We start from the raw sequence: 22989 nt of genomic DNA on the forward strand, positions 1-22989 counted from the left end.
TCGGCCGCTGACCTCAGCCCGCGCCGCGCTGCCGCAGCACGGATCCGGACCTGCCCTTGACGACCTCCAGTTGGGCGTGGATCCGCCGCCGCAGGTCGGGCACGTGGCTGACGATGCCGACGCTGCGGTCGCGTTCGCGCAGGGAGTCGAGGACGTCGAGGACCTCGTCGAGGGTCTGGTCGTCGAGGCTGCCGAAGCCCTCGTCGATGAAGAGGGTGTCCAGCCGTACCCCGCCCGCCTCGTCCGTGACGACGTCCGCGAGGCCCAGGGCGAGGGCGAGCGAGGCGAAGAACGTCTCGCCGCCCGACAGTGTCGCCGTGTCCCGCTCGCGGCCGGTCCAGGCGTCGACGACGTGCAGTCCGAGCCCGCTGCGGCCGCGTCCGGTGCGGTCGTCGGAGTGGACGAGGGTGTAGCGGCCGGACGACATGCGCCGCAGCCGTAGGGTCGCGGCGGCGGCGACCTGTTCCAGACGGGCCGCCAGCACGTACGACTCCAGGCGCATCCGGCGTTCGTTGTCCGCCGAGGTGCCCGCGGTGAGGCCGGCCATGCGGGCGACCCGGTCGTACTCCTCGCGCAGCGGCGCCAGCCGGCGGACGGCGGCGGCCGCCCGGGCGGAGAGCCGGTCGAGTTCGGCGCAGCGCCGGGCGGCGGCGTCGTGGGCGGAGGCGGCGGCGCGCAGCCGGCGGGCCGCTGCGTCGGCGGCGAGCTGCGCCGACGCGAGGTCGGCGGGCTGCTGTCGGGCGGCGGCCGTGGTGTCGGCCTCGGCGAGGACGGCCCGTACGGCGGCCTCCTCGGTCTGCCAGGCGTCCAGCCGGTGTTGCAGCTCGCGGTGGGCGGCGTCGTCGAGGAGGGCGGCGGCCGCGTCCCGCGGGGTGTCGAAGCCGGCGCGGAAGGCGGCGTCGGCGAGCCGGGCGTCGGCGTCCTTGAGCCGCTGGGCGGTGTCCCCGGCGGCGCGGGCGGCGTCGGCGGCGTCCGTGAGCAGCGCGGTTTGGCGCTCCAGTTGCGCGGCCCGGGCGGCGACGCTGTCCAGGGCGCCCCTCGCCCGGTCCAGCTCCTCCTCCAGGGCGGCGCGTTCGCTCTCCAGCCGCTCCCGGTGGCCGACCCGGGCGGCGCTGCGCACGGCAGCCTCCTGCCGGGCGGCGACGCGCCGCTCGTGCTCGTGCCCGGCCTGCCGCATCCGCTCCTGCGCGGCGTGCAGCTCGGCGGCGCCCCGGCGGGCCTGCGCGTACTGCTCCTCCAACTCCTCGGCCTCGCGGGCGAGTTGTTCGGTGGGGGTGTCACCGGCCTCGGCGGTGGCGGCGGCCAGCGCTTCCCGGACGACGCCGAGGTTCCGCTCGTCCTCGGCGCGCTGTTCGTCGGCGCGCTGGTAGGCGGCCAGGGCGTGTTCCTCGGCCTCGCGGTCGACGTGCCCGGCGACCTTGCGGGCGGGCGCGGGGTGTTCGGTGGCACCGCAGACGGCGCAGGGCTCGCCGTCGGTGAGGTTCGCGGCCAGTTCGGCGGCGATGCCGGTCAGGCGCTGTTCCTTGAGGTCCAGCCAGTGCTGCTTGGCGCGCAGCGCCTCTTCCTGTGCGGTGCGGACCTGCTCGACGGCCTTGTTCGTGTCCTCGGCGAGCTGGTCGCGCAGCCTTGCCGCCGTCAGCCGCTGCCGCGCGGGCTCGCGCCGTACGGCGAGCTGTTCGGCGAGGGAGGCCGCCTGCTGCGCGGCGTCGACGCGGGCCTGGAGGGCGGTGCGTGTCTCCTCCCAGCCGTCGAGCCAGGCCTGCGCCTCCTGGAGGACGTCGGCGTCGGCGCGTTCCTGGCGGTCCAGCCCGGCGCGTTCGTCGAGGAGTTCGGCCAGTCGCCGCTCGGCGCGGCGGGCCGAGTCCAGTCCGCCCAGTTCCTCGGCGGCCCGGCGGGCGGCGGCCGCGAGTCCGGCCGCGCCCGCGTCGGCGAAGGTCTCGGGCAGCAGGGCACGCGCGCGTGCCTCCGCGGCGGCCGCCCGGCGGTGTTCGGCGTCGGCGGTCTCCCGCAGGTCCAGGGCGGGTGCCACCGCCTCGGCCTTGCGGGCCCGCTCCATGCGCTGCTGCGCCTGCCGGTACGCCTCCGTCCGCTCCTCCAGGAGCGCCGCCCGTTCCCGTGCCTGCGCGAACCGCCGCTGGAGCCGGGCGAGTTCGCGTACGTCGTCGAGGGCGCGGGCGCTGGCGGCCTGCGCGGACTCGGCGGCGGCGAGCGTGCACTCGGCGACGGTGAGCTGTTCGCGGGCGGTGCTGCGGGCGACGGCGGCGGCGCCCAGCACGGCCTCGGCCAGTCCCGGTTCGCCGGGGGCCAGGTCCGGCAGGCGCATGGCGTCGCCCGCGGCCTGCTGCATGCGGTGGGCGTCGGCCAGCAGCGCGGCGTCCCCGTCCCGGACCTGGGCCTCGGTGGCGCGGCGGCGCTCGGCGAGGCGCTTCTCGACGTCGGCGAAGCGGCGGGTGTCGAACAGGCGGCCCAGCAGCTTGCCGCGGGCCTCGGCGTCGGCGCGCAGGAACCGCGCGAAGTCGCCCTGGGGCAGCAGCACGACCTGGCAGAACTGCTCCCGGCTCATGCCGAGCAGCTGGGTGATCTCCTCGCCGATCTCCTGGTGCGAGCGGCTGAGGTCCTTCCAGGCCCCGGCCGTGGTGTCGTACTCGCGGAGCCAGGTCTGGGCCTTGTCGAGGGTCGTGCCGGTGCCGCGTTTCTTGGGGCGTTCCCAGGGCGGTTGGCGGGTGATCTCCAGGCGGCGGCCTGCCACGGTGAGTTCGAGGGTGACCTCCGTGCGGGTCGCGGGGGCCGCGTGGTCGCTGCGCAGGGCCGTGCCCTGTCCGCTGCCCTGCCGGGCGCCGGGGACCGAGCCGTACAGGGCGTAGCAGACGGCGTCGAGGACGGAGGTCTTGCCCGCGCCGGTCGGTCCGTGCAGCAGGAACAGCCCGGCCGCCGACAGCTCGTCGAAGTCGACGGTCTGGGTGCCTCCGAAGGGTCCGAAGGCGGTGGCCGTCAGCCGGTGGAGCCTCACCGGGCCACCTCCCGTACGGTCTCGTCGGCCCGTACCGCGTCGAACGCGTCCCGCAGCACGCCCTGTTCGTGTGCGTCGGGTCCGGCGCCGCGCACGTGGGCGACGAAGTCCTCCGCGATCTGCTGGTCGCTGCGGCCGGCGAGGCGCCGGGCGTACGACACCTCGGGGTCGTCCTCGGCCCGGTCGGGGTCGAAGACGAGGCTGAGGGTGTGCGGGAAGCGCTCGGTGAGCCGGGCCATCGGGTCGGCCGGGCGGACCGGGTCGGTGAGCGTCGCCTCGACCCACGCCTCCTCGTGCCGCGCCAGCTCCGGGTCGGCGAGCAGGTCCTCCAGCGTGCCCCGGATCCGGGCCAGGGGGCGCGGCACGGGGCAGTCGAGGCGCTCGGCGTCGACGGAGCCGTCGGCGGCCAGGTCGACGAGCCACATGCTCTTGCGGTGGGCGGCCTCCGAGAAGGAGTAGGGCAGCGGGGAGCCGGAGTAGCGGACGCGGTCGGTGAGAGTCTGGCAGCCGTGCAGATGCCCGAGCGCCACGTAGTCGACGCCGTCGAAGACGCCGGCGGGCACCGCGGCCACGCCGCCGACGGTGATGTCCCGTTCGCTGTCGCTGGGTTCGCCGCCGGTGACGAAGGCGTGCGCGAGGACGACGGAGCGCGTGCCGGGCGCACGCGTGGCGAGGTCGGCGCGGACCCGGTCCATGGCGGCGGCGAGCACGGCCTCGTGCCCGGCCTTCTCCACACCGAACTCGTCCTTGACCAAGGCAGGTTCGAGGTAGGGCAGTCCGTAGAAGGCGACGTCCCCGTGGGCGTCGGCCAGCACCACCGGGGTGCCGGCCGCCGACGGCTCGGTCCGCAGATGGATCCCGGCCCGCCCGATGAGGCCCGCGCCGACGCCCAGCCGGCGGGCCGAGTCGTGGTTCCCGGAGATCATCACCGTCGGCACGCCGAGGTCGGCGAGGCGGTGCAGGGCGTCGTCGAACAGCTCGACCGCGGCGAGCGGTGGCACGGCCCGGTCGTACACGTCCCCGGACACGAGCACCGCGTCCACGGCCCGCTCCCGCACGGTCGTGACGAGGTGGCCGATGAACTCGGCCTGGGCGCCGAGCATGTTCACCCGGTGGAACGACCGGCCGAGGTGCCAGTCGGACGTGTGCAGCAGTCTCACGACGCCGCTCCGACCTGCATGTCTCCCCCTGCTACCGCTCCACGACCCGCACGAGCCGGCCCGGCTCGCTGTCAGCACCCACCACGCTAACCCGTGCGGGCACCTGGTCCATCACGAACCTCGGGATGCCCCACCCATCGGGTGTCAATTCAGGGGAAATGTCCGCAGGTATGCCGTGGAAGAGGTCACTCCGGCGCGATGCCGTACTCCCGCATCCACCGGTCCAGGTACAGCGCGGTCTCCAGGCCGTTGCGGTGCAGCTGCGTGTGGTAGTGCCCCTGCGGGAGGTCGAGCATGCGGGCGAGCTCGCCGGCGTCGACGACGTCGAAGGCGGGAGAGGAGCGGTCGTCGAGCAGCGCCTGGATCCGGGCCCGCAGGTCCTTCTCGTAGAGCTGGTCGGCGGTGGTCGGGTAGGGACTCTTGCGCCTCTCCAGCACGGACCTGGGCACGATGTCGCGGGTGGCCCGCTTGAGGAGGCCCTTGGGGTCCCCGCCGGGTGTCTTGAGGTCCCAGGGCGTGTTGTGCACGTACTCGACCAGCCGGTGGTCGCAGAAGGGCACGCGGACCTCGAGACCGGCGGCCATGCTGAGCCGGTCCTTGCGGTCGAGCAGGGCGGGCAGCCAGCGGGTGAGGTGCAGGTGGCTGATCTCGCGCATGCGGCGTTCCGACGGGGAGTCGCCGGGCAGGTGCTCGACCTCCCCGAGGGCCTCCTGGTAGCGGTCCGCGCGGTACTGCTCGAAGCGGGTGGCCGTCCGGAAGGCCGGGGAGAGCAGTTCGGGGGTGATCAGCTGCATGCGGCTGAGCCAGGGGAAGTTCGCCGCCTGGACGACGGCCGGGTCGTGGAACCAGGCGTAGCCGCCGAACACCTCGTCGGCCGACTCCCCGGACAGGGCGACCGTGGAGTGCTCGCGTATCCCGCGGAACAGCAGGTGCAGTGAGGTGTCCACGTCGCCGAAGGTGTACGGAAGGTCGTGGGCGCGCAGGACCGCGTCGCGGTTGACGTCCCGGGTGAGCTCGTCGGCGGAGAGTTCGATGAGCCGGTGGTCGGTGCCGATGTGCCGGGCGGCTTCGAGGGCGTAGGGGGAGTCGCGCTCCGGCCGGAAGTCGCTGGCCTTGAAGTCGGCTTCGCTGCCGGTGAAGTCCACCGCGAAGGAGCGGACGGGGGGTTCGCCGGCGCGGGCCTGGACCCGGGCGGCCAGCGCGGTGAGCACGGTGGAGTCCAGTCCGCCGGAGAGCAGGGTGCACAGCGGTACGTCGGTGACCATCTGGCGGGAGACGGTGTCCTCCAGCAGGGCCCGCACGGTGTCCGCCGTGGTGGCGGCGTCGTCCTCGTGCTGCTGCCGCCCGAGGCTCCAGTACCGCTCGGTCCGCAGCCCGTCACGGTCGTAGGCCGCGACGCAGCCCGGCGGCACTTCCTCGACGTCCCGGTAGGGGGTGACGCCCGGCGACTTCATCAGGCCGAGGAGGTCGGCGAGTCCCTGACTGTCGAGCCGGGCCCGGAAACGCGGGTGGGCGAGGATCGCCTTGGGTTCGGAGCCGAACAGGACGCCGCCCGCGAGCCGTGCGACGTACAGGGGCTTGATGCCGAGACGGTCGCGCACCAGGAGGAGGCGCTGGGCGCGCTCGTCCCACAGGGCGAAGGCGAACATGCCGTTGAGGCGCCCGACGAAGTCCTGGCCCCACTGGAGGTAGGCGCGCAGGACGACCTCGGTGTCCGAGCGGGTGCGGAAGGCGTGACCGAACCCACGGAGTTCTTCCCGGAGTTCGCGGAAGTTGTACACCTCTCCGCTGTAGCTGAGCACGACGGCCGGCCTTTCCCCGGCGGGCCGGTCCGGCTCCGCGGGGGCCGTCATCGGCTGCCTGCCGCCTTCGACATCGATGATGGCGAGCCGGCGATGTCCGAGGATCGCGTGCTCACCGGCGTGCATTCCGGCGGCGTCCGGCCCGCGGCAGGCCATGGTCCGCACCATCGGTTCGACGCCGTCCACCTCCTGCGTGAGGTCCTGGCCGAGGTCGGCCCAGCCTGCGATTCCGCACATGAGAAAGCTCCAACCGGATTCGGATGAGGGTTGCGGACTGCCGGGTAAAACGGCGTGCGGTATGCGCTCCAACTGGGCGCGAAACCCGCTGTTCGGGCTCGATTAACCGCGGCGTCAAAACGCTGCCGGTTTCACATCGGCGCTCGTAGAGACTAGGCCGGGAAATCAACTCGGGCAACGTACTGAGTAGTAGGCGCTTTACATCACCACGGAGGCCGTCGATTTTCGGTCGCATATGGCTAGTTGGGCCTCCCAGGGGCGGTTGCACGGCCCACCTTTAGTGCTATACGTTCGCTGTGGGTCGGGCTCCTGGACCCCGCCAACAAGCCCTGAGCTGTGGCTTCCCGACCCCTCGCAAGGCTGCCCGTCGAGACCGACGTCACGGGCGCGATAAGCGATTAACGAGCGAGGTTCGTGTGATCCTGCACACCGACAAACGCCAGGCATTACTCCGTGAGGCACAATCCGAGATACGGGCGAATCAAGGCCGCATCCCGGCCGAGGACTTCTACGCCAGAAAGCTCTCCGCAGCCTGGCGACGCGCGCGCGGAACACAGGCATACGGCCCCTGTGAGGACCGGGACGATATCGGTGAGTTCTCCCTGGAGCGTTTCCGGGACCTGCCCGTGACGCCGCGTGAGTCGCTCAAGGCGCAGCCCCTGCGCTATGCGGCAGTGACGCCCACCGAGGCCTCGAAGTACTACGAGACCACCGGCACGACGGGGCAGCCCACGCCGACCCCGCGCCTGGCCGAGGACACCATCTGGAACACGGTCTCGGTCGCCGAGGCCTGGCGTCCGCTGCTCGGAGCCGACGAGCGGGTGGTGATCCTCCTGCCGTCCGACGTCGTTCCGGTGGCGGACCTGGTCTCCGGGGTCTGCGAGTACCTGGACCTCGCGCACATCCGGGCCTATCCGTTCGCCACCGGCATCACAGGCTGGGACCGGCTGGAGGCGATGTGGCGGACCTTCCGCCCCACGACCGTCTTCGTCGCCCCCGGCGTGGCCCTCCAGTTCACCCGGCTGCTGGCGCAGCGCGGGCAGCTCGACGAGCTCAGCGCCTCGGTCGACCGGCTGATGCTGCTCGGCGAGGTCAACACCCCGCCCTTCCGCACCCGGCTGGGCCGATGGTGGAACGCCGACGCCCACGACGCCAGTTACGGCAGCACGGAGACCGGCACGCTGGCCGCCGCCTGTGCGCACGGCCGTCAGCACCTGCTGCCGGCCGCCACCTACTTCGAGCTCGCCACCCCCGAGGGCGTCGTCCCGCTGCACGACCGGGGCGGGCACGACCAGGGCCGGCTCGTCGTCACCCCCCTCAACGCACACGCCAGGCCCCTGCTGCGGCTCGACACCGGCGACGAGGTGTCCGTCGCGACGGACTGCCCGTGCGGCAGCGCGGCGCCCCGGATCACCGTCCACGGACGCGCCAGCGACGGCCTCCGGGTGCGCGGCACGCCGCTGTCGGTGCGTGCCGTGGAGGAGGTCGTCTACGGCGTCACCGACGCCACCGGCTACCTGCTGGAGGTGGACAGCGAGGGCACCTACGCCCGGCTGCTCCTGGAACGCGGAGTCGGCACCGGGCGCGACCGCGAGCCCGAGGAGTGCCGGCGTGTCCAGGCCAGGTCCGAGGAGCTGCTCGGGCTGCGCTGGGACGGGGTCGTGTTCGTCAACTCCCTGCCCGCCAACACCAAGAGCGGCGCCTCGCAGAAGAGCTGGAAGCGGTCCAACATCCGGGAAGTGGAGGCCGCGCGATGACCGCCACCGTGACCACCGCCCCGCGCGCCCCGCAGGGCGAGGGCGTCTCCGGCGGGGAACCCGACCTGTGGTGCACCTACGCCGCCGTGCGGACCCTGGCCTGGCTGGACCGCACCGACACCGTCGCCGACCCGGACGGCACGGCCGCCTACCTGAGCGGCCGGCGCAACGCCGACGGCGGTTACGCCTGGAGCCGGGGCATGCTCTCCGACGCCTGGGCCACCTTCTACTGCACGCAGGCGCTGCGCGACATGGGCCGCCCGGTGCCCGGCACCGAGGCCACGGCCCGCTGGCTGGAGCGCACCTGGTCCGGCGAGGCCTACGCGATGCTCCCGGGACAGGCCCCGGACGTGTGGGCCACCCACTTCTCCGCCCGCACGGCCGTCGAGCTGTGCGACGGCCCGGTGCCCGACCGCGCCCGCCTGCTGGACTGGCTGAGCCGGCTCCAGTGCGCCGAGGGCGGACTGAGCTGGTCCCCCGAGGACGCGCGGCGCGGCAAGGCCGACGTACGGGCCTGCTACTACGGGGTCATGGCCTGGCGGGCCGCCACGGACAACGGCGCCTCGGGAGCACCGCCGTGGGACGTCGCGGCGCTCGCCGCCTGGCTGCGCGACCGCCAGGGCGCGGAGGGCGGCTTCCGTTTCGCGCCCGCCGCCGAGGTGCCCTGCCTGTGGGCCACGTACCGGGCCGTGGGCGCGCTCGCGGCGCTCGGCCGGGCGCCGCGCGATCCCGACCGCTGCCAGGCGTGGGTCATGGGCCTGCGCGGTCCCTCCGGCGCCTTCGTCCGCTGGGAGGGGTACGACGTCGAGGACGTGTGGGCCTCCTTCTGTGCCGTGGGCACGCTCAAGGCGCTCGGCGCGCCGCTCGCCCCGGTCGCCGACTCCGTCACCGCCCGCATATCCGAACTGGCCTGTCCCGGGGGCGGCTACACCTACCGGGAGCCCCGGGACGCGGCGGACGCCCTGACCACCGCCGCCGCCGTGCTCTCGGCCGGCCCCGCGGCCCCGCGCCCGGACGGGGTGCGCTGGCTGGAGGGCTGCCAACTGCCCAACGAGGGCGGCGTGATGTACATGCCGGGCAGGGGCAGCGAGGTGCGCTGCACCCTGTGGGCCCTCGCGGCCGGAGCGTTCGCCGGGGACCGGGCGGCCCGGCACCGGATCGCCGACTGGCTGGCCGAACTCCAGAACGCCGACGGCGGGTTCGGCTACTGGGAGGGGCGCGGGTCCGACATGGTGTCCACGGCCGCGGCGGTGGAGACGGCGGCCCTCCTCGGCGGACCGGACGGGCCCCGTCTCGACGAGCTCGGTCTGGACCTCGCCGGCGTCCTCTCCTTCGTCGACTCCTGCCGCACCGCCGAGGGCGAGCCGTTCGCGCACGGCAACGTGCCGGGCGCCGAGCCGGGCCTGCGCCCGGCGCTCCAGGCCCAGCGCGTCCGGCTGCTCCTCGGCCCCGGCTTCGCCCCGCCCGCCGAGGCCCGCGAGGCCGTCGGCGCCCTGCTCGCCCGCCATCGCGTACGCGGCGGCGGCTACGCGGGCGAGGGCAACCGGGTCCCCGACCTGCTGTCCACCTACGAGGCGGTGCTGGCCGCCGACCGGGCCCAACTGGCCCTCGACACCGGGCACGTCTCCGCGTTCGTCGACCGGGTGCGCGCCGCCGACGGCACCGCGTGGAGCCCGCTGGCCCCCGGCAGTGGCGGACCGCTCGCCGACTGTCTCGGCAGCCTGCTCGCCCGGCGCCTGGCCTCGGGCCCCGGCGCACTTCCGGCCCTCGCCCTGTCCTGAACCGCCGAACCGGAGGCCCCGTGCCCACCATCACCATCCGTACCCCCGAACTCCCCGTCCCCCGCCGTCGCGCCGTGGCGCTGCGTCTCACCCGCTGGCTCACCGCCCAGGGCGTCCAGGCCGGTCACGTCGTCGTGCGCTTCGAGCCCACCGAGGACGGCACCGTCTTCTCCGGCGGGATGCCGGTGGAGGCCCTGCCGTACGAGACGGACGGCAGCGGCCTGCGCCACGCGTCCGTGACGGTCTGTGTGGGCCCCGACCGCGACGACACCTTCCGCGACGGGCTCGCCCGGTGCATCACCGAGGCGCTCGGCGCCGACGCCCGGACGCCCTTCTGTTACCTGGAGTTCCGCCCCACCTCCCCGTCCGACGTCTACCTCGGCGCCGGCGAACGGCTGCGCCGGGCCGACGGCACCGCCGTGGAGCCCGCACCAGCCGCCGTCTGACCACCCCGGCGCCCGCACCGCACCGCACGCTGTACCACCGGCAAGGAGTACGACCATGACCTCGACCGCGACCGTTCCCTCCCCCGAAGAGATCCACGACCGCACGCGAACCGTCCTGGCCACCCGTATCGGCGACGCCTTCACCGACGTGCCCTCCGACGCCGACCTCCAGAAGGCGCTCGGTGAGCGCTACGACAGCCTCACCGCCATGGAGTGCATCTCCGCCGTGGAGAGCGAGTTCGGCATCGAGGTGGACTTCGTCGCCGACGACGTCCGCTTCTGGTTCTCCAGCGTGGAGCGGATGGTGCGCTTCACCCACGAGCGACTGGAGGACACGGCGGCCCTCGGGCTGGGGAGCTGACCGTGCCGGACATCGCCTTCGCCACCTCCGGCAGCACCGGCCCGCCGGTGACCTGGCTGCGCACCGAGGACCGGTTGCACGCCGAGGTGACACTCGTGCACGAGGCAGTGCTGGGCTCCGCCCGGTTCGGCCGCATCGTGTCCTACGCGCCCCCCGGCCACCTCTACGGCCGGCTGTACGGGCGCGAGCTGCCCCGGCTCGCGGACATCCCGGTGACCGGCCTGTGGGACGAGCCGCTCACCGTGCCCCCGCTCGACGACGGCGTCCCCACCCTGCTGGTCTGCCTGCCCTCCACCTGGCAGCTGCTCGCCCGGCACCTCCCGGCACTGGCGCGGCACGGCCGGGTGACGGCACTGCACAGCACCGGCCCGGCCACACCGGCCGCCCACCACGTCGCCGGACGCCTCGCGGACACCGGCTTCCGGGCGCATGAACTCCTCGGCTCCACCGAGACCGGGGCCGTCGCCCACCGCCCCGTCGCCGGCGAGCACACGTCCGGCCTCCCCTGGCACCTGCTGCCCGACGTGGAGATGCTGCCCGGCTCGGTCGCGGACGGCGACGGCACGGCCCGGCGCCTGCGGGTCTCCAGTCCCCGGCTGGCCCGCCGGGCAGGCACCGAAGCACCCCCGGCCGACTGGGAGTTGCCCGACCTCGTCGCACCGGTGGGCCCGCGCGCCTTCCACCACCTGGGGCGGGCGTCCCGGCTGGTCAAGGTGAACGGAGTGCGCTGCGACCTGGCCCGGGTGGAGGACCTGGCCCGCGCCCGCTGCCCCGGCCTGGACCTCGTCTGCGCGCCCGTCAGCGACCCCGTACGGGGAGAGCACTACGAGGTGTTCTACGCCGGGCCCGGACCGGTCGACCCGGCGGCCCTGCGCCGGAGTCTTGGCCGGCTCCCCTCGGGGCTGCCCGCGCCGCGCGCCGTGCACCGCGTTCCCCACATCCCCCGCAGCTCCACCGGCAAGGTCCTCACCGCCGAGCTCACCGCCGCACGCCCCGCCCAGGAGGCCGAGCATGTCTGACGCCCCCGCCCCGCAGGACGCGATCACCGGCTACGCGCGGCAGGCGCGCTGGACCGCCGTGCCCCCGGCGCCGCAGCCCGGCGCACCGATGTCGCTGTCGTTGCCGGAGCGGGTGACGGCCCGCGCCCGGGGCACGCTGACCGCCGAGGAGTGGCGTACCGAGGAGGCCGCCTGGTCGGACCTGGCGGACGCCCGCTACCGGGCGTGCGTCCACCGCGCCCCGCTCGACGCGGACGCCGCCCCGGTGCGCGTGGGGGTGAAGGACACCGTGGACGTGGCCGGCTTCCCCACCCGGCTGGGGCTGCGCGGCCACCGCCACCACGCCCGGGTCTCGAACCCCGCGATCGCCGCATTGCCGTCACGACTGGCGGCCGTGACCGCCAAGGTCGTCACCACCGAACTCAACATCGGGGTGGGGTCGGAGTGCGTCAACCCCTACGTTCCGCAGATCGACCCCGGCGGCTCCAGCACCGGCACGGCCGTGTCGGTGGCCGCGGGCATCTGCGACATCGGCCTCGGCACGGACGTGCTGGGCTCGGTGCGCTGGCCGGCCGGGCAGTGCGGCACGGTGGGACTGCGGATGACGCAGCGCACCTCACTGCTGGAGGGCGTCTTCCCGCTCTCCCCGCCCATGGACGCCCTCGGCTGGGCCACCCGCGGCGCGGCGGACCTGGCGTATCTGTGGCCGCTGCTCGGACTCGACCGGCTCGGCGCTCAGCGCCCGGCCGCCGAAGGCCCGTACCGCATCGGCTTCGTCGCGAACGTCGACGGGGCCGAGGGCACCTGCGGCCCCGTCATGCGCCGGGCGCTGGAGACGGCCTGCGGGCGGCTGGAAGCGAGCGGCCAGAGGCTCGACGAGGTGCGGCTCGACGACCTGTGGGCGCTGCGCGGGCCCGCCTGGGAGCTGTGCGCGCGTCAGGCCTGGGACGCCTACCAGGTGTGGCGGCCCTGGGTGCCCGCCGACCTGCACGAGACCACCCGCGGCGCGCTGGAGGTGGGTGCGAAGGTCCAGGACGACCGCTACGCCTGGATCCTGGAGCGCCTGGCGCACACCCGCGCCACGGTCGAGGGCGACTTCGACGCCGCGGGCGTGGACGCCTGGCTGCTGCCCCTGGACCCGGCCGCGCCCCCGGACCTCGCCACCGCCGACGCCCGGGTGTCGACCATCCCCGCTCCGCAGGACCCCGACTACGACCTGCGCGTGGCCTACACCCCGCTCGCCAGCTTCGCCGGGCTGCCCGCGCTCACCATGCCGGTCGCCCGGGACGAGCGCGGCGCACCGCTGTGCGTCCAGCTGATCGCCCGCCGCGACCACGAACCGCTGCTGATCCGGCTGGCCGGACTGCTGGAGGAGGCGGTCGGCCCGCTCGGCTTCCGGCCCAGCTGAAGCGGCCCGCCAGCACCCCCGCCAACGCCAGGAGGACGGAGGACCTTCATGCCCCTCCCTCGCTCATCCGACGACCGACGATCACCCGACACCCTGGTGCGTGACCTGCTGGACCGCAGCAGCGCCCCGCTGGAACCGACGGCCGCCGAGCAGGACCGCATGGCGGCGGCTCATCGCACGCTGGCCGGCCTCGATGCCTCCCGGCGCGTCTACGGGGTCACGCATGGCTTCGGCCCGCTGGTGGACCATCCCGCCGACCCGGACCCGGCCCGCCAGGGCATCGGACTCATCTCCCACCTGGCGAGCGGGCAGGGCGCTCCGCTGCCGCCGGACGTCACCCGCACCATGGTCTGGCTGCGGCTGCGCGGCATGGCGCTGGGGCACTCCGCAGTCGCGCCGGAGACCTGGCGGCGTCTCGCCGACCTGGTGAACGCGGGCTTCGTCCCCGTGGTGCCGAGCGAGGGCAGCCTGAGCGCGAGCGGCGACCTGGTGCCGCTGGCGCACGCCGCACTCGCATGCGCGGCGGACCGTGCCGACAGCGCCCAGGCATGGTGCCAGGACGCCGAGGGCGGGTGGCGGCGCGAGGACGCGTCCGCCGCGCTGGCCGCCCTGGGCCTGCCGCCCGTCGAGTGGGAGGCCCGGTCCGCGCTCGCCTTCGTCAACGGCAGCAGCGCCTGCCTGGCCCGCGCCCTGCACACCCACCGCGAACTCGGCGCTCTCACCCGGGCCGCCGCGGTCGTCACCGGCCGTACGGCCGCGCTGCTCGGCGCCTCGGGCGAACCGTACGAGGACGCCCTCCAGCGGGTGCGCAACCAGCCCGGGCAGCGGACGGCCGCCGCGTGGATCCGGGCGGAACGCGCCGCCTCGGGCACCGGGAGCGGCACGGCACCCGGCCCGGACCGCCCGCTCCAGGAACGGTATTCGCTGCGGTGCGCCCCGCAGGTCCTCGGCGCCGTACTGGACCAGCTGGACCTCCAGGGCTCGGTACTGGCCGACGAGGCCGAGGGGTGCAGCGACAACCCCGTTCTCGTCGAGGACACCGTGCTGCACGGCGGCAACTTCCACGCCGCGCCCGTGGCGTTCGCCTGCGAGACGCACGCCTCGTGCGTGCACCAGGTGGCTTATCTGCTGGAGCGGCAGCTCGCCCTGGTGCTGGACCCGGCCGTCAACGGCGGGCTGCCCCCGCTGCTGACGCCGCGGCCCGGGGCCGGGAGCGGCTTCGCCGGTGTGCAGATCGCGGCGAGTTCCCATCTGGGCCGGCTGCGTCAGCTGGGTCATCCGGCGTCCTTCACCGCCGTGCCGACCAATCTGCACAACCAGGACCAGGTGCCGCTCGCCCTCAACAGCGCCAACGCCGTCGCCGAGATGGCCGAGCGGGCCTGGTGGATCCTCGGCTCGCTGCTCCTCGCGGTCAACCAGCTCGCTCACCTGACCGGGCACCGGGACCGGGCGCAGGGGCGGCTGTGGCGGGAGCTGCGGGAGGAGTTCCCGCCGGTGGACCAGGACCGGCCGCTCGCGCAGGAGATCGCCCGGGCGGCCGGGCTGGCCCGGGCCCGGTTCCTGCCGCTCGCCGTCACGGATCCCGGCCCCGACGCCACCACCACAGACACGCGCCGCACCGCCGCCGCCTGACGCCGGCGACCACCCAGCACGGCCGGGGGCGCCGGGTTGCCCCCGCCCTGCCCCCAACCCCACGCCACCACCCGCTACTTCGGCCCGGCCCCGAGCCGGACGCCGCACCGCCCGATGGAGGAAGACCATGACCGCCACGCGCCTGCTGTTGCCGGCCCGGGCCCTTCAGCAGCCCGAATGGGCCTCACTCGACGAACTCAAGGACGTCCTGCTCTCCCTGGAGGCGAAACCTCCCCTGGTGGACGCCACCGCCTGCGCCGATCTCACCGTCGAGCTCGGGCGGGCCGCCCGGGGTGAGGCCTTCGTGCTCCAGGCCGGGGAGTGCGCCGAGCGGTTCGCCGACGCCACCCCCGAGACCGTTCTCGCCAAGGCGGACCAACTGCACCGGCTGGCCGACGAGTTCACCGACACCAGCGGTCTGCCCACCGTACGGATGGGGCGGATCGCCGGGCAGTACGCCAAACCGCGCTCGAAGCCGACCGAGACCCTGTCCGACGGCACGGTGCTGCCCGTCTACCGCGGGGACGCGGTCAACGCCCCCGAGCCCACCCTGGCGGCACGCATCGCGCTGCCGTCCCGGCTGCTTCTGGCGTACCGGAACGCCGGGAACACCCTGAGCACCCTGCTCGAACGGGACCTGGGCCTGGCCGGGCGGACGGCGCCCCAGCGCACGTACGCGGGACACGAGGCGCTGCTCCTGGAGTACGAGCAGGCCCTGGTGCGCCCCGACGCGGACGGGGGCCGCTACGGCTCCTCCGGCCACTTCCTGTGGATCGGCGACCGGACGCGTCAACCGGACCATCAGCACGTGCAGTTCGCCGCGTCGGTCGGCAACCCCGTCGGTGTCAAGATCGGCCCCGAGGCATCGCCCGAGGACGTCCGCACGCTGGTGCGGATGCTCGGCGACCGGCGCCGTCCCGGCAGGCTCTCACTGATCGTGCGCATGGGCCGGGAGCACATCGTCCCGCGACTGACCTCCGTGCTCGGGGCACTCGGCGACGAGGCCGCCGGCGTGGCCTGGATCTGCGATCCGATGCACGGCAACACCCGCACCAACGGCGCCGGGCAGAAGAGCCGTGCGGTCGATGACGTCATGGCGGAGATCGAGGGCTTCGTGTCGGCCCTGCTCGCCCGCGGCCTGCGTCCGGCCGGTCTGATGCTGGAGACGGCCCATCGCCCCGTCACCGAGTGCGTCGACACGGCGGCGGAACTGGCCTCGCCCGCCCCGCTGCCCCACTACGAGTCGGCCTGCGACCCGCGGCTGAGCCCCCGCCAGGCCCGCCAGGTGGTGGCCCGCACGGCGGCACTGCTGTGAGGCGGCGCGCCGGCCGTCCCGTCGTACCCGCACGCGCACCGCCGGGACGCGCCGCGGCACCCGAGAACGTCCGAGAGAAGACCCAGAGAAAAAGCCCCAGAGAAGAGGACACAGCACATGGAGTTCCGACGGCTCGGCCAGAGCGGCCTCGTGATCAGCGAGATCGCCTACGGCAACTGGATCACCCACGGTGCCCAGATCGACGAGGAGGCGGCGCACGCCTGCGTGCGAGCCGCGCTCGACGCGGGCATCACCACATTCGACACCGCCGACGTGTATTCCGAGACCCGCGCCGAGACCGTGCTCGGCAAGGCGCTCGCCGGTGAGCGGCGCGAGGGCCTCGTGCTCTCCACCAAGGTCTGCCACCCGGTGGGCCCCGGCCCCAACGACCGCGGTCTGTCCCGCAAGCACGTCATCGAGGGCTGCGAGGGCTCGCTGCGCCGGCTCGGCACCGACTACGTCGACGTCTACTACGCGCACCGCTACGACCCGGCCGTTCCGCTGGAGGAGACCATGCTCGCCTTCGCGGACCTGGTCCGCTCCGGGAAGGTCCTCTACGTCGGGGTGAGCGAGTGGACCGCCGAGCAGATCAGCCGCGCGGCCTCTCTCGCCCGGGAGCTGCGCGTCCCGCTGGTCGCCAGCCAGCCGCAGTACTCGATGCTGTGGCGGGTCATCGACTCGCAGGTCGTGCCCGCCTGCGAGCGGGAGGGACTGGGGCAGGTCGTCTGGTCGCCCCTGGCCCAGGGCATCCTGAGCGGCAAGTACCTGCCGGGCACCGCGGCGCCTTCGGACTCCCGGGCGGGCACCGAGGCCGGCAAGGGCTTCGTCGACATGCTGGTGGGCCACTGGATGAAGGACGAGGGAGCCCTGCGGGCCGTCCAGGAGCTGGGGCCGGTCGCCTCGGACCTCGGCCTGACGATGAGCCAGCTGGCGATCGCGTGGGTCCTGCAGAACCCGTCCGTCTCCGCGGCCATCATCGGCGCCAGCCGTCCCGAGCAGGTCAAGGAGAACGCCGCGGCCTCCGGCGTACGCCTGGAGCAGGCGGTGCTGGACCGCATCGACGAGATCCTCTCGGCGTACATCGTGCGCGACCCCGCGAGGACGGGCTGAACGTCCCACCCGGAGCAGGGAAACGAGGAGGGAGGCGACAGTACGAGGAGAGGAGCAGGACGGCTTGAACGACACAGTCGACACCAAGGACACGGGCGACACGGGCGGAAAGGCGGTGATCGTGACCGGCGGCAGCCGCGGGCTGGGGCGGGAGACCACGCTCCGGCTCGCCGCGCAGGGCTGCGATCTCGCCGTGTGCGGCCGTGACGCGGCCTCGCTGGAGGCGGTGGCCGAGGAGGTGCGCGCCCGGTACGGGCGCACCCTCCACACCGCGCGACTGGACGTGCTCGACGAGTCCGCCCTCGCGGCGTTCGTACGGGAGTCGGCCGCCCGGCTCGGCCGGGTGAACGGCCTCGTGACCGTCGCGGGCGGCGCGCGCGGTGCGGACCTGCGCGACACGGAACCGTCCGACTGGGACCTGACGTGCCGGCTCAACGTCACCCATCCGGCGATCGCGCTGCGCGAGGCCGCCGATCACCTGGCCGGGACCGGGGGCGGCGCCGTGCTGGTGTCCTCCGTCTCCGGCTGGAAGCCCGCCCCGCCCGCGCAGTACGCGGCGGCCAAGGCCGCGCAGATCCACATGGCCTCGTCCCTGGCCCGCGAGCTGGGGCCGCGAGGCGTCCGGGTCAACTGTGTCTCGCCCGGCTCCATGCTGATCGAGGGCAAGGGCTGGGCCAGGCTCCGGGACGAGGACCCGCGGGCCTACCGCGAGTTCGAGAAGGAGTTCCCCGGCGGCCGTCTGGTCGATCCGCGGGACGTCGCCGAGGTGATCGCCTTCCTGCTCTCGGACCGGGCACGGGCCGTCAACGGCGCGAACATCCCGGTGGACGGCGGCCAGAACGCGCCCAGCGCATACGGATACTGAGCCGGCACCGAGCCAGTACGGAGCCGGCACCGCCGCCCCGGAACAGGACGGCACGGCTTCCCCGCAGACGGCCCGGGGAAGCCGTGCCGACGACGGTCCGGCTCAGCCCTGCCCCGTGTGGTCGAGGCCCTCGTGCCCCACATGGGAGACGCCCCGCACGTTCAGCTCGTCCTGCACGTCGTCGAGCAGCTCGCGCAGCAACTCGGCGAGCGCTTCACGCCGCTCCGGGCCCAGGCGTTCCAGCAACTGTGCCTCGCGGGTGAGCACCCGGTCCACCGTGCGTTCCACCAGCTCGTGCCCGGCCGGGGTCAGTTCGACCAGAACCGCGCGGCTGCGGCCGGGGGCGGGGCGGCGCGTGACCAGGTTGTCGCGCTCGGCGCGCGCGACCCGCTGGGAGATGGCGCCCGCGGTCACCAGGGAGTGCGCGGCGAGGTCCCGGGTGCTCAGGGTGTAGGGCGGCCCGCTGCGGCGCAGCACGCTCAGCAGGTCCAGGGTGGCCGGGTCGACTCCCGCCTCGGCGAGGACCCGCCGGCGGTCGTCGCCGAAGTGCTTGGCGAGCTGCCAGATTCTCGTGACCACGCCGATGGAGCCCACCGGGGTCTGGGGCCGCTCGCGGCTCCAGGCGGCCGCGATGGCGTCCGCCGGGTCCTCTCCCGCCGGTCGGCGATCGCTTTCCTCTGATGCCGTCATGAGCTCACCCTTCACACCGACCTGCTACATTTAGATCTGAATTTAGCACTAAACAAGCGCGCTTCAGCGCACGTTGGAAACCGAGTGGTGATATGCGCACAGAGACACGGAAAGCGAACCCGAAGGCAGGAGCCGATGCCGGGGCCGCCACCGCGACCGGCCCTCCCCGAGCAACGGGGCGGGACTGGGCGGGACTCACCGTGGTCCTGCTCGCGATGTTCATGAGCCAGATCGACATGTTCATCGTGAACGTCGCGGCTCCGGGGATCCAGGCGGACCTGAACGCCGGGTTCGGCCAACTCCAGTTCATCATCGACGGTTACGTGATCGCCTACGCCGCGGGCATGGTAACCGGCGGCCGGCTCGGCGACCGGATCGGCCGCAAGCGCACCTTCCAGTACGGCGTGGCCACCTTCACCCTGACGTCCCTGCTGTGCGCGCTCGCGCCCAGCCCGGCCACGCTGATCGCTGCCCGGGTGCTGCAGGGCCTGTCGGCCGCGGTGATGACACCGCAGGTGCTCTCGCTCATCCGGGCCGTCTTCGTGCACGAACGCGACCGCGCCCGTGCCGTCGGCGCCTACGGTGCCTCCATCGGCGCGGGCGTCATCGCCGGCCTCGTCGGCGGCGGTCTGCTGCTCGACCTCGATGTGGCCGGTCTGGGCTGGCGCATGATCTTCCTGATCAACGTGCCGATCGGCGCGGCGATCCTGTGCGCGGCCGTGCCCGCCGTCACCGAGAGCCGCAGCGCCGATCTGCCGCGACTCGACATCGCCGGAGCCGTCTTCACCGCCGTGCTGCTGCCTCTCGTGCTCATCCCGTTGATCCTCGGCGGTGAGCACGGCTGGCCTTGGTGGACGTACGTCTGCTTCGCCCTCACCGCGGCCGGCACCGTGGCCTTCCTGCGGTGGGAGCGCCGGACGGAATCCCAGGGCAACGACCCGCTGCTGCCGAGCCGGCTGCTGCGGGCCAAGGGCTTCCCGCTCAGCATGGGCACCGTGCTGCTGTTCTTCTCCGGCAACGCCGGGCTGTTCCTGGTTCTCACCTTCCACCTCCAGTCGGGACTCCGGCTGACGCCACTGGCCGCGAGCATGGTCTTCGTGCCGCTCGGCCTCGGATTCATCGCCGCCTCCGCGGCCTGCCGCGGGCTCGCGGCCCGGTTCGGCATCGGGGTGTCGGTGGCGGGCGGTCTGGTCATGGCGGCCGGTCTCGCCGCCGTGCCCGCCGTCACCGGCCTGGAGAGCACGAGCCAGGCGATCGGGCTCGCGGTGGTGATGGGGGTCTCCGGGTTCGGGCAGGGCCTGGTCGTCGCCCCCCTGGTGGACACCGTCCTCTCCCGGGTCCACCCGGACGACGCGGGCGCCGGATCGGGTGTGCTGAACACCGTCACCCAGGCGGGCATGGCCTTCGGTGTGGCTGTCATCGGGGCCCTGTACCGCGGCTTTCTGGGTACCAATCCCCAGGCACCGGGTCCGGACACCGGCATGGCCGACTTCGTGGCGGCCTTCGACCTCACCGCCTACGTCCTCGCGGCACTCGCCGTCGGCACGGCCTTGCTCGCCGTCCGGCTGGGCCGCGTCCCCGCGAGCGCGGAAGCCGCGGGGGGTGCGGGGGCCGAGGGCGGCCAAGGCCCCATCGACCCGGCCGGGCATGTTGAGGAGCCCGTCGGCGCCGCCCGCTTTGCCGTACACCGGGAGACGCCCGCCGTCACCGACACCGACCGATAGCCACCGTCCGCGGCGGACGGTCCGGTGCCCACCGCTCCGCCCCTTCGCCGGTTCGGCCGAGGGGGCGGGGCGCGTACCGGTGCGCAACGGCCTAGGTGGTGCGCTGCGGGCCGCCGTCCCGCTCCCGCTCCATCGGCACTGATGCCCGCCGGGCCGGCTCCCGGGCGCCGCGCACGTGGCTGATCGCACGTCAGGCGTCGCCGTACGCCTCCCCGCCCGGTTCGAAGCCGGCCGTTCCGGCGGTCGCGTCGGCGAGCCACGCCCGGAAGGCGTCCACGTCGGCGTCCGGCAGTGCGATCTCGATCGTGACCGCCTCCCCGTAACGCACGTCCCGCACCTCGCGCCCGGAGGTACGCAGGTCGTTCTCCAGCTTGCCGGCCCGCTGGTGGTCGACGGTGACCGTGGCCAGCCGGAACCGGCGCCGGGTGCGCGTGCCGAGGGTGTCCAGGGCCTCGCCGACCGCTCCGCCGTACGCCCGGATGAGCCCGCCCGCGCCGAGCTTGACCCCGCCGTAGTAGCGGGTGACGACGGCGACGACGTACCGCATGTCGCGGCGCAGCAGCATCTGGAGCATGGGGACGCCGGCGGTGCCGCCGGGTTCGCCGTCGTCGCTCGCCTTCTGGACGGAGGCGTCTGCGCCGATGACGTAGGCCCAGCAGTTGTGGCTGGCGTCGGCGTGCTCCTTGCGGACCGTGGCGACGAAGTCCTGCGCCTCCTGCTCGGTGGCCGCCGGGGCGAGGGCGCACAGGAAGCGGGAGCGGTTGACCTCGGTCTCGTGCACGCCGGCGCGGGCGACCGTGCGGTATTCGTCCTGCATCGGGCCAGCCTATGCGCGGGCCCGGGGCTACTTCTTCGCGCCCCGGGGCACGGTCATGGAGGTGAGCAGCGCGGTGCCGGGGGTGAGGGCGCGCCAGGTCGTGCCGTACCAGGACAGGACTGCGATGGCCGAGGTAGGGAACTTCGTGCGGACCCGCTCCAGAGTGTCGTCGAGGCCGTCATCGGCGAGCGCCAGGACCAGTTCCTCCAGGCCCGGGTTGTGCCCGATCAGCAGGAGTGTCTCCACTTCGGCCGACACCTCGTGCACGACGGCCAGCAGACCGGCGGGGCTCGCGGCGTACAGACGCCGGTCGTACCGGACGGGCGGGGGTGTGCCCCACTCGGCGGCGGCCAGCTCCCAGGTCCGGCGGGCGCGTACGGCGGTGGAGCACAGCGCGAGGTCCGGCAGGCAGTCGGCCTCGGCCAGGGCCTGTCCGGCCGCGGGGGCGTCGCGGCGGCCGCGCGGGGCGAGCGGGCGCTCGTGGTCGGCGACGTCCAGGGGCCAGGCGGACTTGGCGTGCCGCAGCACGACCAGGCGGCGCAGCGGGCCCGCTCCCTTGCGCTCGATCATGACGGGGCTCCCAGGTCGCGGGTGAGTTCGAGTCCGAGGAGCCGGTCGGCATAGGCGTACGTCTCGAAACGGGCGCCGTCCGGCAGCTCCGGCTCGTTCTCCACCCGCCGCAGCTCGTCCAGCACCCGGGGCACGTCCAGATCGTCCTCCCAGGCATCGCGCAACCGCCCGCGCACGTCGTCGGGGACGGGCCGCGAGGGCCTGCGGGCCCAATGGGCGACCGCGCCGCGCCAGCGGGCCAGGGTGGCCTGCGCCTCGTCGAGGACGCCCGCGTCCAGCCGGACGGGCGCGCTGTGATGCCGGGTGAGCAGGGCGAGACGCAGGACGGTGGGATCGACGCCCAGCGGGGCAGGGTCCACCGACTGGCTGTTCGACGGGGCCGGCCTCGCGGACTTGCCGTCGGCTGGCAGATCTTCCTCCGTCGGCTGGCGGCTCGGCGGGCGTGACTCCGAGGACGAGTCGGCTGGCGGGCCCGGCTCCGCCGGCTGGACGCTCGGCGCGCCTGACTTCGCCGACTCACCGACCGACAGGCTCGAAGCCGCCGACTCACCGGCTGGCAGGCCCGACTCCGCCGGGTGGCCGTTCGGCATGTCCGCGCCCGCCGACTGCCCGCCAGACCGGCGCTCCGCCGACTCACCGCTCCGCAGGCCCGAGCCCGCCGACTCACCGCCCCGCAGTCCCGAGCCCACCGACTGGTCGCCCCGCAGGCCCGAACCCACCGACTGCCCGCCGGGCCGGCCCGACTGCGCCGACTCACCGACCGGCAGGCCCGAGCCCGCCGACCGGCCGCTCGACAGGCCCGACTCCGCCGAAACGTCGTCCGACCTCCCGGCTTCCCGCCGCCCTCCGTCCGACGCGCCCGGCCCCGCCGCCTCCACGGGGGCGACAGCGATCCGCACGCCGTCAGGCGCCGCCCCGCCCTCGGCGGCGACATGGACGACCTGGGCCTCGCCCAGCCCGGCGCTGACGTCGGGGCTGTCCTCGAAGGGGCGGATGCCGAGGGCCGCGGCGTCCGCTCGCAGCTCCGCCTGGCGGCGCCCGCCGGTCAGCAGGGCCCACACCGGTGTGCCGCCGAGCTCCAGCGCCCGCACGAGCAGGTCCGCCACGAGCAGCACCCGCAGATCCGTCGTGTCGGAGCCGGGCGCGTGTACCTCGACACGGGTCAGGCCCCGGCGGGCCGGAGCGGCGTCGACCGGCTCGCCGGTACGGGCGTCGATGATGCGCAGCACTAGGCGAGCGTAGGCCGGGTGGGCGGGCACACGCAGGCATGTGCGGCTTTTTCCGGCCACAGTGGCGGGAACACCCC

Annotated in this window: 17 protein-coding genes and 2 pseudogenes; 11 read left to right on the plus strand and 8 right to left on the minus strand. The window is 74.3% G+C overall.

Annotation, left to right across the window (positions count from 1 at the left end; translation table 11 throughout):
* Window positions 1-13 precede the first annotated feature (13 nt).
* From PV963_RS06970 to asnB, 3 genes are all read right to left on the minus strand, one after another.
* A complete protein-coding gene (locus PV963_RS06970) occupies window positions 14-3010 on the minus strand; it encodes an AAA family ATPase (protein ID WP_274814740.1) in 2997 nt (998 codons plus the stop codon).
* On the minus strand, window positions 3007-4170 hold the full coding sequence (locus tag PV963_RS06975; RefSeq protein ID WP_274814742.1) for an exonuclease SbcCD subunit D: 1164 nt from the start codon (window positions 4168-4170) through the stop codon (window positions 3007-3009). Before PV963_RS06975 ends, PV963_RS06970 begins: the two co-directional genes overlap by 4 nt.
* A gap of 185 nt (window positions 4171-4355) precedes the next feature.
* Window positions 4356-6209: an asparagine synthase (glutamine-hydrolyzing) gene (gene asnB, locus PV963_RS06980; protein WP_274814743.1), complete on the minus strand. Its 1854-nt coding sequence runs from the start codon at window positions 6207-6209 to the stop codon at window positions 4356-4358.
* Between the two features lie 626 nt (window positions 6210-6835).
* Here asnB and PV963_RS06985 point away from each other — a divergent pair.
* From PV963_RS06985 to PV963_RS07030, 10 genes are all read left to right on the plus strand, one after another.
* Window positions 6836-7966 carry a phenylacetate--CoA ligase family protein gene (locus PV963_RS06985; protein WP_274814745.1) on the plus strand — a complete coding sequence of 377 codons (1131 nt, stop codon included), beginning with the start codon at window positions 6836-6838 and terminating at the stop codon, window positions 7964-7966.
* On the plus strand, window positions 7963-9747 hold the full coding sequence (locus PV963_RS06990; RefSeq protein ID WP_274814747.1) for a prenyltransferase/squalene oxidase repeat-containing protein: 1785 nt from the start codon (window positions 7963-7965) through the stop codon (window positions 9745-9747). The genes PV963_RS06985 and PV963_RS06990 overlap by 4 nt, the downstream gene beginning before the upstream one ends.
* 20 nt (window positions 9748-9767) lie before the next feature.
* Window positions 9768-10193 carry a hypothetical protein gene (locus tag PV963_RS06995; RefSeq protein ID WP_274814749.1) on the plus strand — a complete coding sequence of 142 codons (426 nt, stop codon included), beginning with the start codon at window positions 9768-9770 and terminating at the stop codon, window positions 10191-10193.
* A gap of 55 nt (window positions 10194-10248) precedes the next feature.
* Entirely contained in the window at window positions 10249-10554 is a 306-nt protein-coding gene (locus tag PV963_RS07000; RefSeq protein WP_274814750.1) for an acyl carrier protein, read from the plus strand.
* A 2-nt stretch (window positions 10555-10556) separates the two neighbouring features.
* Complete coding sequence (locus PV963_RS07005) at window positions 10557-11573, plus strand: acyl-CoA synthetase (protein ID WP_274814751.1); 1017 nt, start codon at window positions 10557-10559, stop codon at window positions 11571-11573.
* Window positions 11566-12960: an amidase gene (locus PV963_RS07010; RefSeq protein WP_274814752.1), complete on the plus strand. Its 1395-nt coding sequence runs from the start codon at window positions 11566-11568 to the stop codon at window positions 12958-12960. Before PV963_RS07005 ends, PV963_RS07010 begins: the two co-directional genes overlap by 8 nt.
* 48 nt (window positions 12961-13008) lie before the next feature.
* Window positions 13009-14592 carry an aromatic amino acid ammonia-lyase gene (locus PV963_RS07015; RefSeq protein ID WP_274814753.1) on the plus strand — a complete coding sequence of 528 codons (1584 nt, stop codon included), beginning with the start codon at window positions 13009-13011 and terminating at the stop codon, window positions 14590-14592.
* Between the two features lie 127 nt (window positions 14593-14719).
* Window positions 14720-15907, plus strand: a complete 1188-nt coding sequence (locus PV963_RS07020) for a 3-deoxy-7-phosphoheptulonate synthase (protein WP_274814755.1) — start codon at window positions 14720-14722, stop codon at window positions 15905-15907.
* Between the two features lie 117 nt (window positions 15908-16024).
* The gene (locus tag PV963_RS07025; protein ID WP_274814756.1) at window positions 16025-17017 is read left to right on the plus strand and encodes an aldo/keto reductase family protein; all 993 of its coding nucleotides are present in this window, start codon (window positions 16025-16027) and stop codon (window positions 17015-17017) included.
* A gap of 64 nt (window positions 17018-17081) precedes the next feature.
* A complete protein-coding gene (locus PV963_RS07030) occupies window positions 17082-17882 on the plus strand; it encodes an SDR family NAD(P)-dependent oxidoreductase (RefSeq protein WP_274814757.1) in 801 nt (266 codons plus the stop codon).
* A gap of 102 nt (window positions 17883-17984) precedes the next feature.
* Here the strand turns inward: PV963_RS07030 and PV963_RS07035 are convergent, their stop codons facing one another.
* Entirely contained in the window at window positions 17985-18572 is a 588-nt protein-coding gene (locus PV963_RS07035) for a MarR family winged helix-turn-helix transcriptional regulator (RefSeq protein ID WP_274814758.1), read from the minus strand.
* 92 nt (window positions 18573-18664) lie between these two features.
* Here PV963_RS07035 and PV963_RS07040 point away from each other — a divergent pair, with 92 nt between their 5' ends.
* Window positions 18665-20296, plus strand: coding sequence for an MFS transporter (locus PV963_RS07040; RefSeq protein WP_274814759.1), 1632 nt, complete (start codon window positions 18665-18667; stop codon window positions 20294-20296).
* Window positions 20297-20486: 190 nt separating this feature from the next.
* On the opposite strand, the gene PV963_RS07045 is transcribed toward PV963_RS07040, so the two are convergent.
* The 4 genes and pseudogenes from PV963_RS07045 to PV963_RS07060 all read right to left on the minus strand — a co-directional run.
* Complete coding sequence (locus PV963_RS07045; protein ID WP_274814760.1) at window positions 20487-21113, minus strand: YigZ family protein; 627 nt, start codon at window positions 21111-21113, stop codon at window positions 20487-20489.
* Window positions 21114-21140: 27 nt separating this feature from the next.
* Window positions 21141-21683: a SixA phosphatase family protein gene (locus PV963_RS07050; protein WP_274814762.1), complete on the minus strand. Its 543-nt coding sequence runs from the start codon at window positions 21681-21683 to the stop codon at window positions 21141-21143.
* Window positions 21680-22030, minus strand: a pseudogene (locus PV963_RS07055) (hypothetical protein); the annotation flags it as partial. The gene PV963_RS07050 and the pseudogene PV963_RS07055, both read right to left, overlap by 4 nt.
* Window positions 22031-22531: 501 nt before the next feature.
* Window positions 22532-22912: pseudogene (locus PV963_RS07060) on the minus strand (hypothetical protein); the annotation flags it as partial.
* Window positions 22913-22989 lie beyond the last annotated feature (77 nt).

Origin of the sequence: Streptomyces coeruleorubidus (assembly GCF_028885415.1) — a bacterium.
Classification (GTDB): Bacteria; Actinomycetota; Actinomycetes; order Streptomycetales; family Streptomycetaceae; genus Streptomyces; species Streptomyces coeruleorubidus_A.

What these genes read in the sequence shown, in the direction of transcription:
- PV963_RS06990 (WP_274814747.1), top strand. Translation starts at nt 7,963, where the DNA reads ATGACCGCCACCGTGACCACCGCCCCGCGCGCCCCGCAGGGCGAGGGC.
- PV963_RS07040 (WP_274814759.1), top strand. Translation starts at nt 18,665, where the DNA reads ATGCGCACAGAGACACGGAAAGCGAACCCGAAGGCAGGAGCCGATGCC.
- asnB (WP_274814743.1), bottom strand. Translation starts at nt 6,209, where the DNA reads ATGTGCGGAATCGCAGGCTGGGCCGACCTCGGCCAGGACCTCACGCAG.
- PV963_RS07025 (WP_274814756.1), top strand. Translation starts at nt 16,025, where the DNA reads ATGGAGTTCCGACGGCTCGGCCAGAGCGGCCTCGTGATCAGCGAGATC.
- PV963_RS07015 (WP_274814753.1), top strand. Translation starts at nt 13,009, where the DNA reads ATGCCCCTCCCTCGCTCATCCGACGACCGACGATCACCCGACACCCTG.
- PV963_RS07045 (WP_274814760.1), bottom strand. Translation starts at nt 21,113, where the DNA reads ATGCAGGACGAATACCGCACGGTCGCCCGCGCCGGCGTGCACGAGACC.
- PV963_RS07035 (WP_274814758.1), bottom strand. Translation starts at nt 18,572, where the DNA reads ATGACGGCATCAGAGGAAAGCGATCGCCGACCGGCGGGAGAGGACCCG.
- PV963_RS07020 (WP_274814755.1), top strand. Translation starts at nt 14,720, where the DNA reads ATGACCGCCACGCGCCTGCTGTTGCCGGCCCGGGCCCTTCAGCAGCCC.
- PV963_RS07010 (WP_274814752.1), top strand. Translation starts at nt 11,566, where the DNA reads ATGTCTGACGCCCCCGCCCCGCAGGACGCGATCACCGGCTACGCGCGG.
- PV963_RS07000 (WP_274814750.1), top strand. Translation starts at nt 10,249, where the DNA reads ATGACCTCGACCGCGACCGTTCCCTCCCCCGAAGAGATCCACGACCGC.
- PV963_RS07050 (WP_274814762.1), bottom strand. Translation starts at nt 21,683, where the DNA reads ATGATCGAGCGCAAGGGAGCGGGCCCGCTGCGCCGCCTGGTCGTGCTG.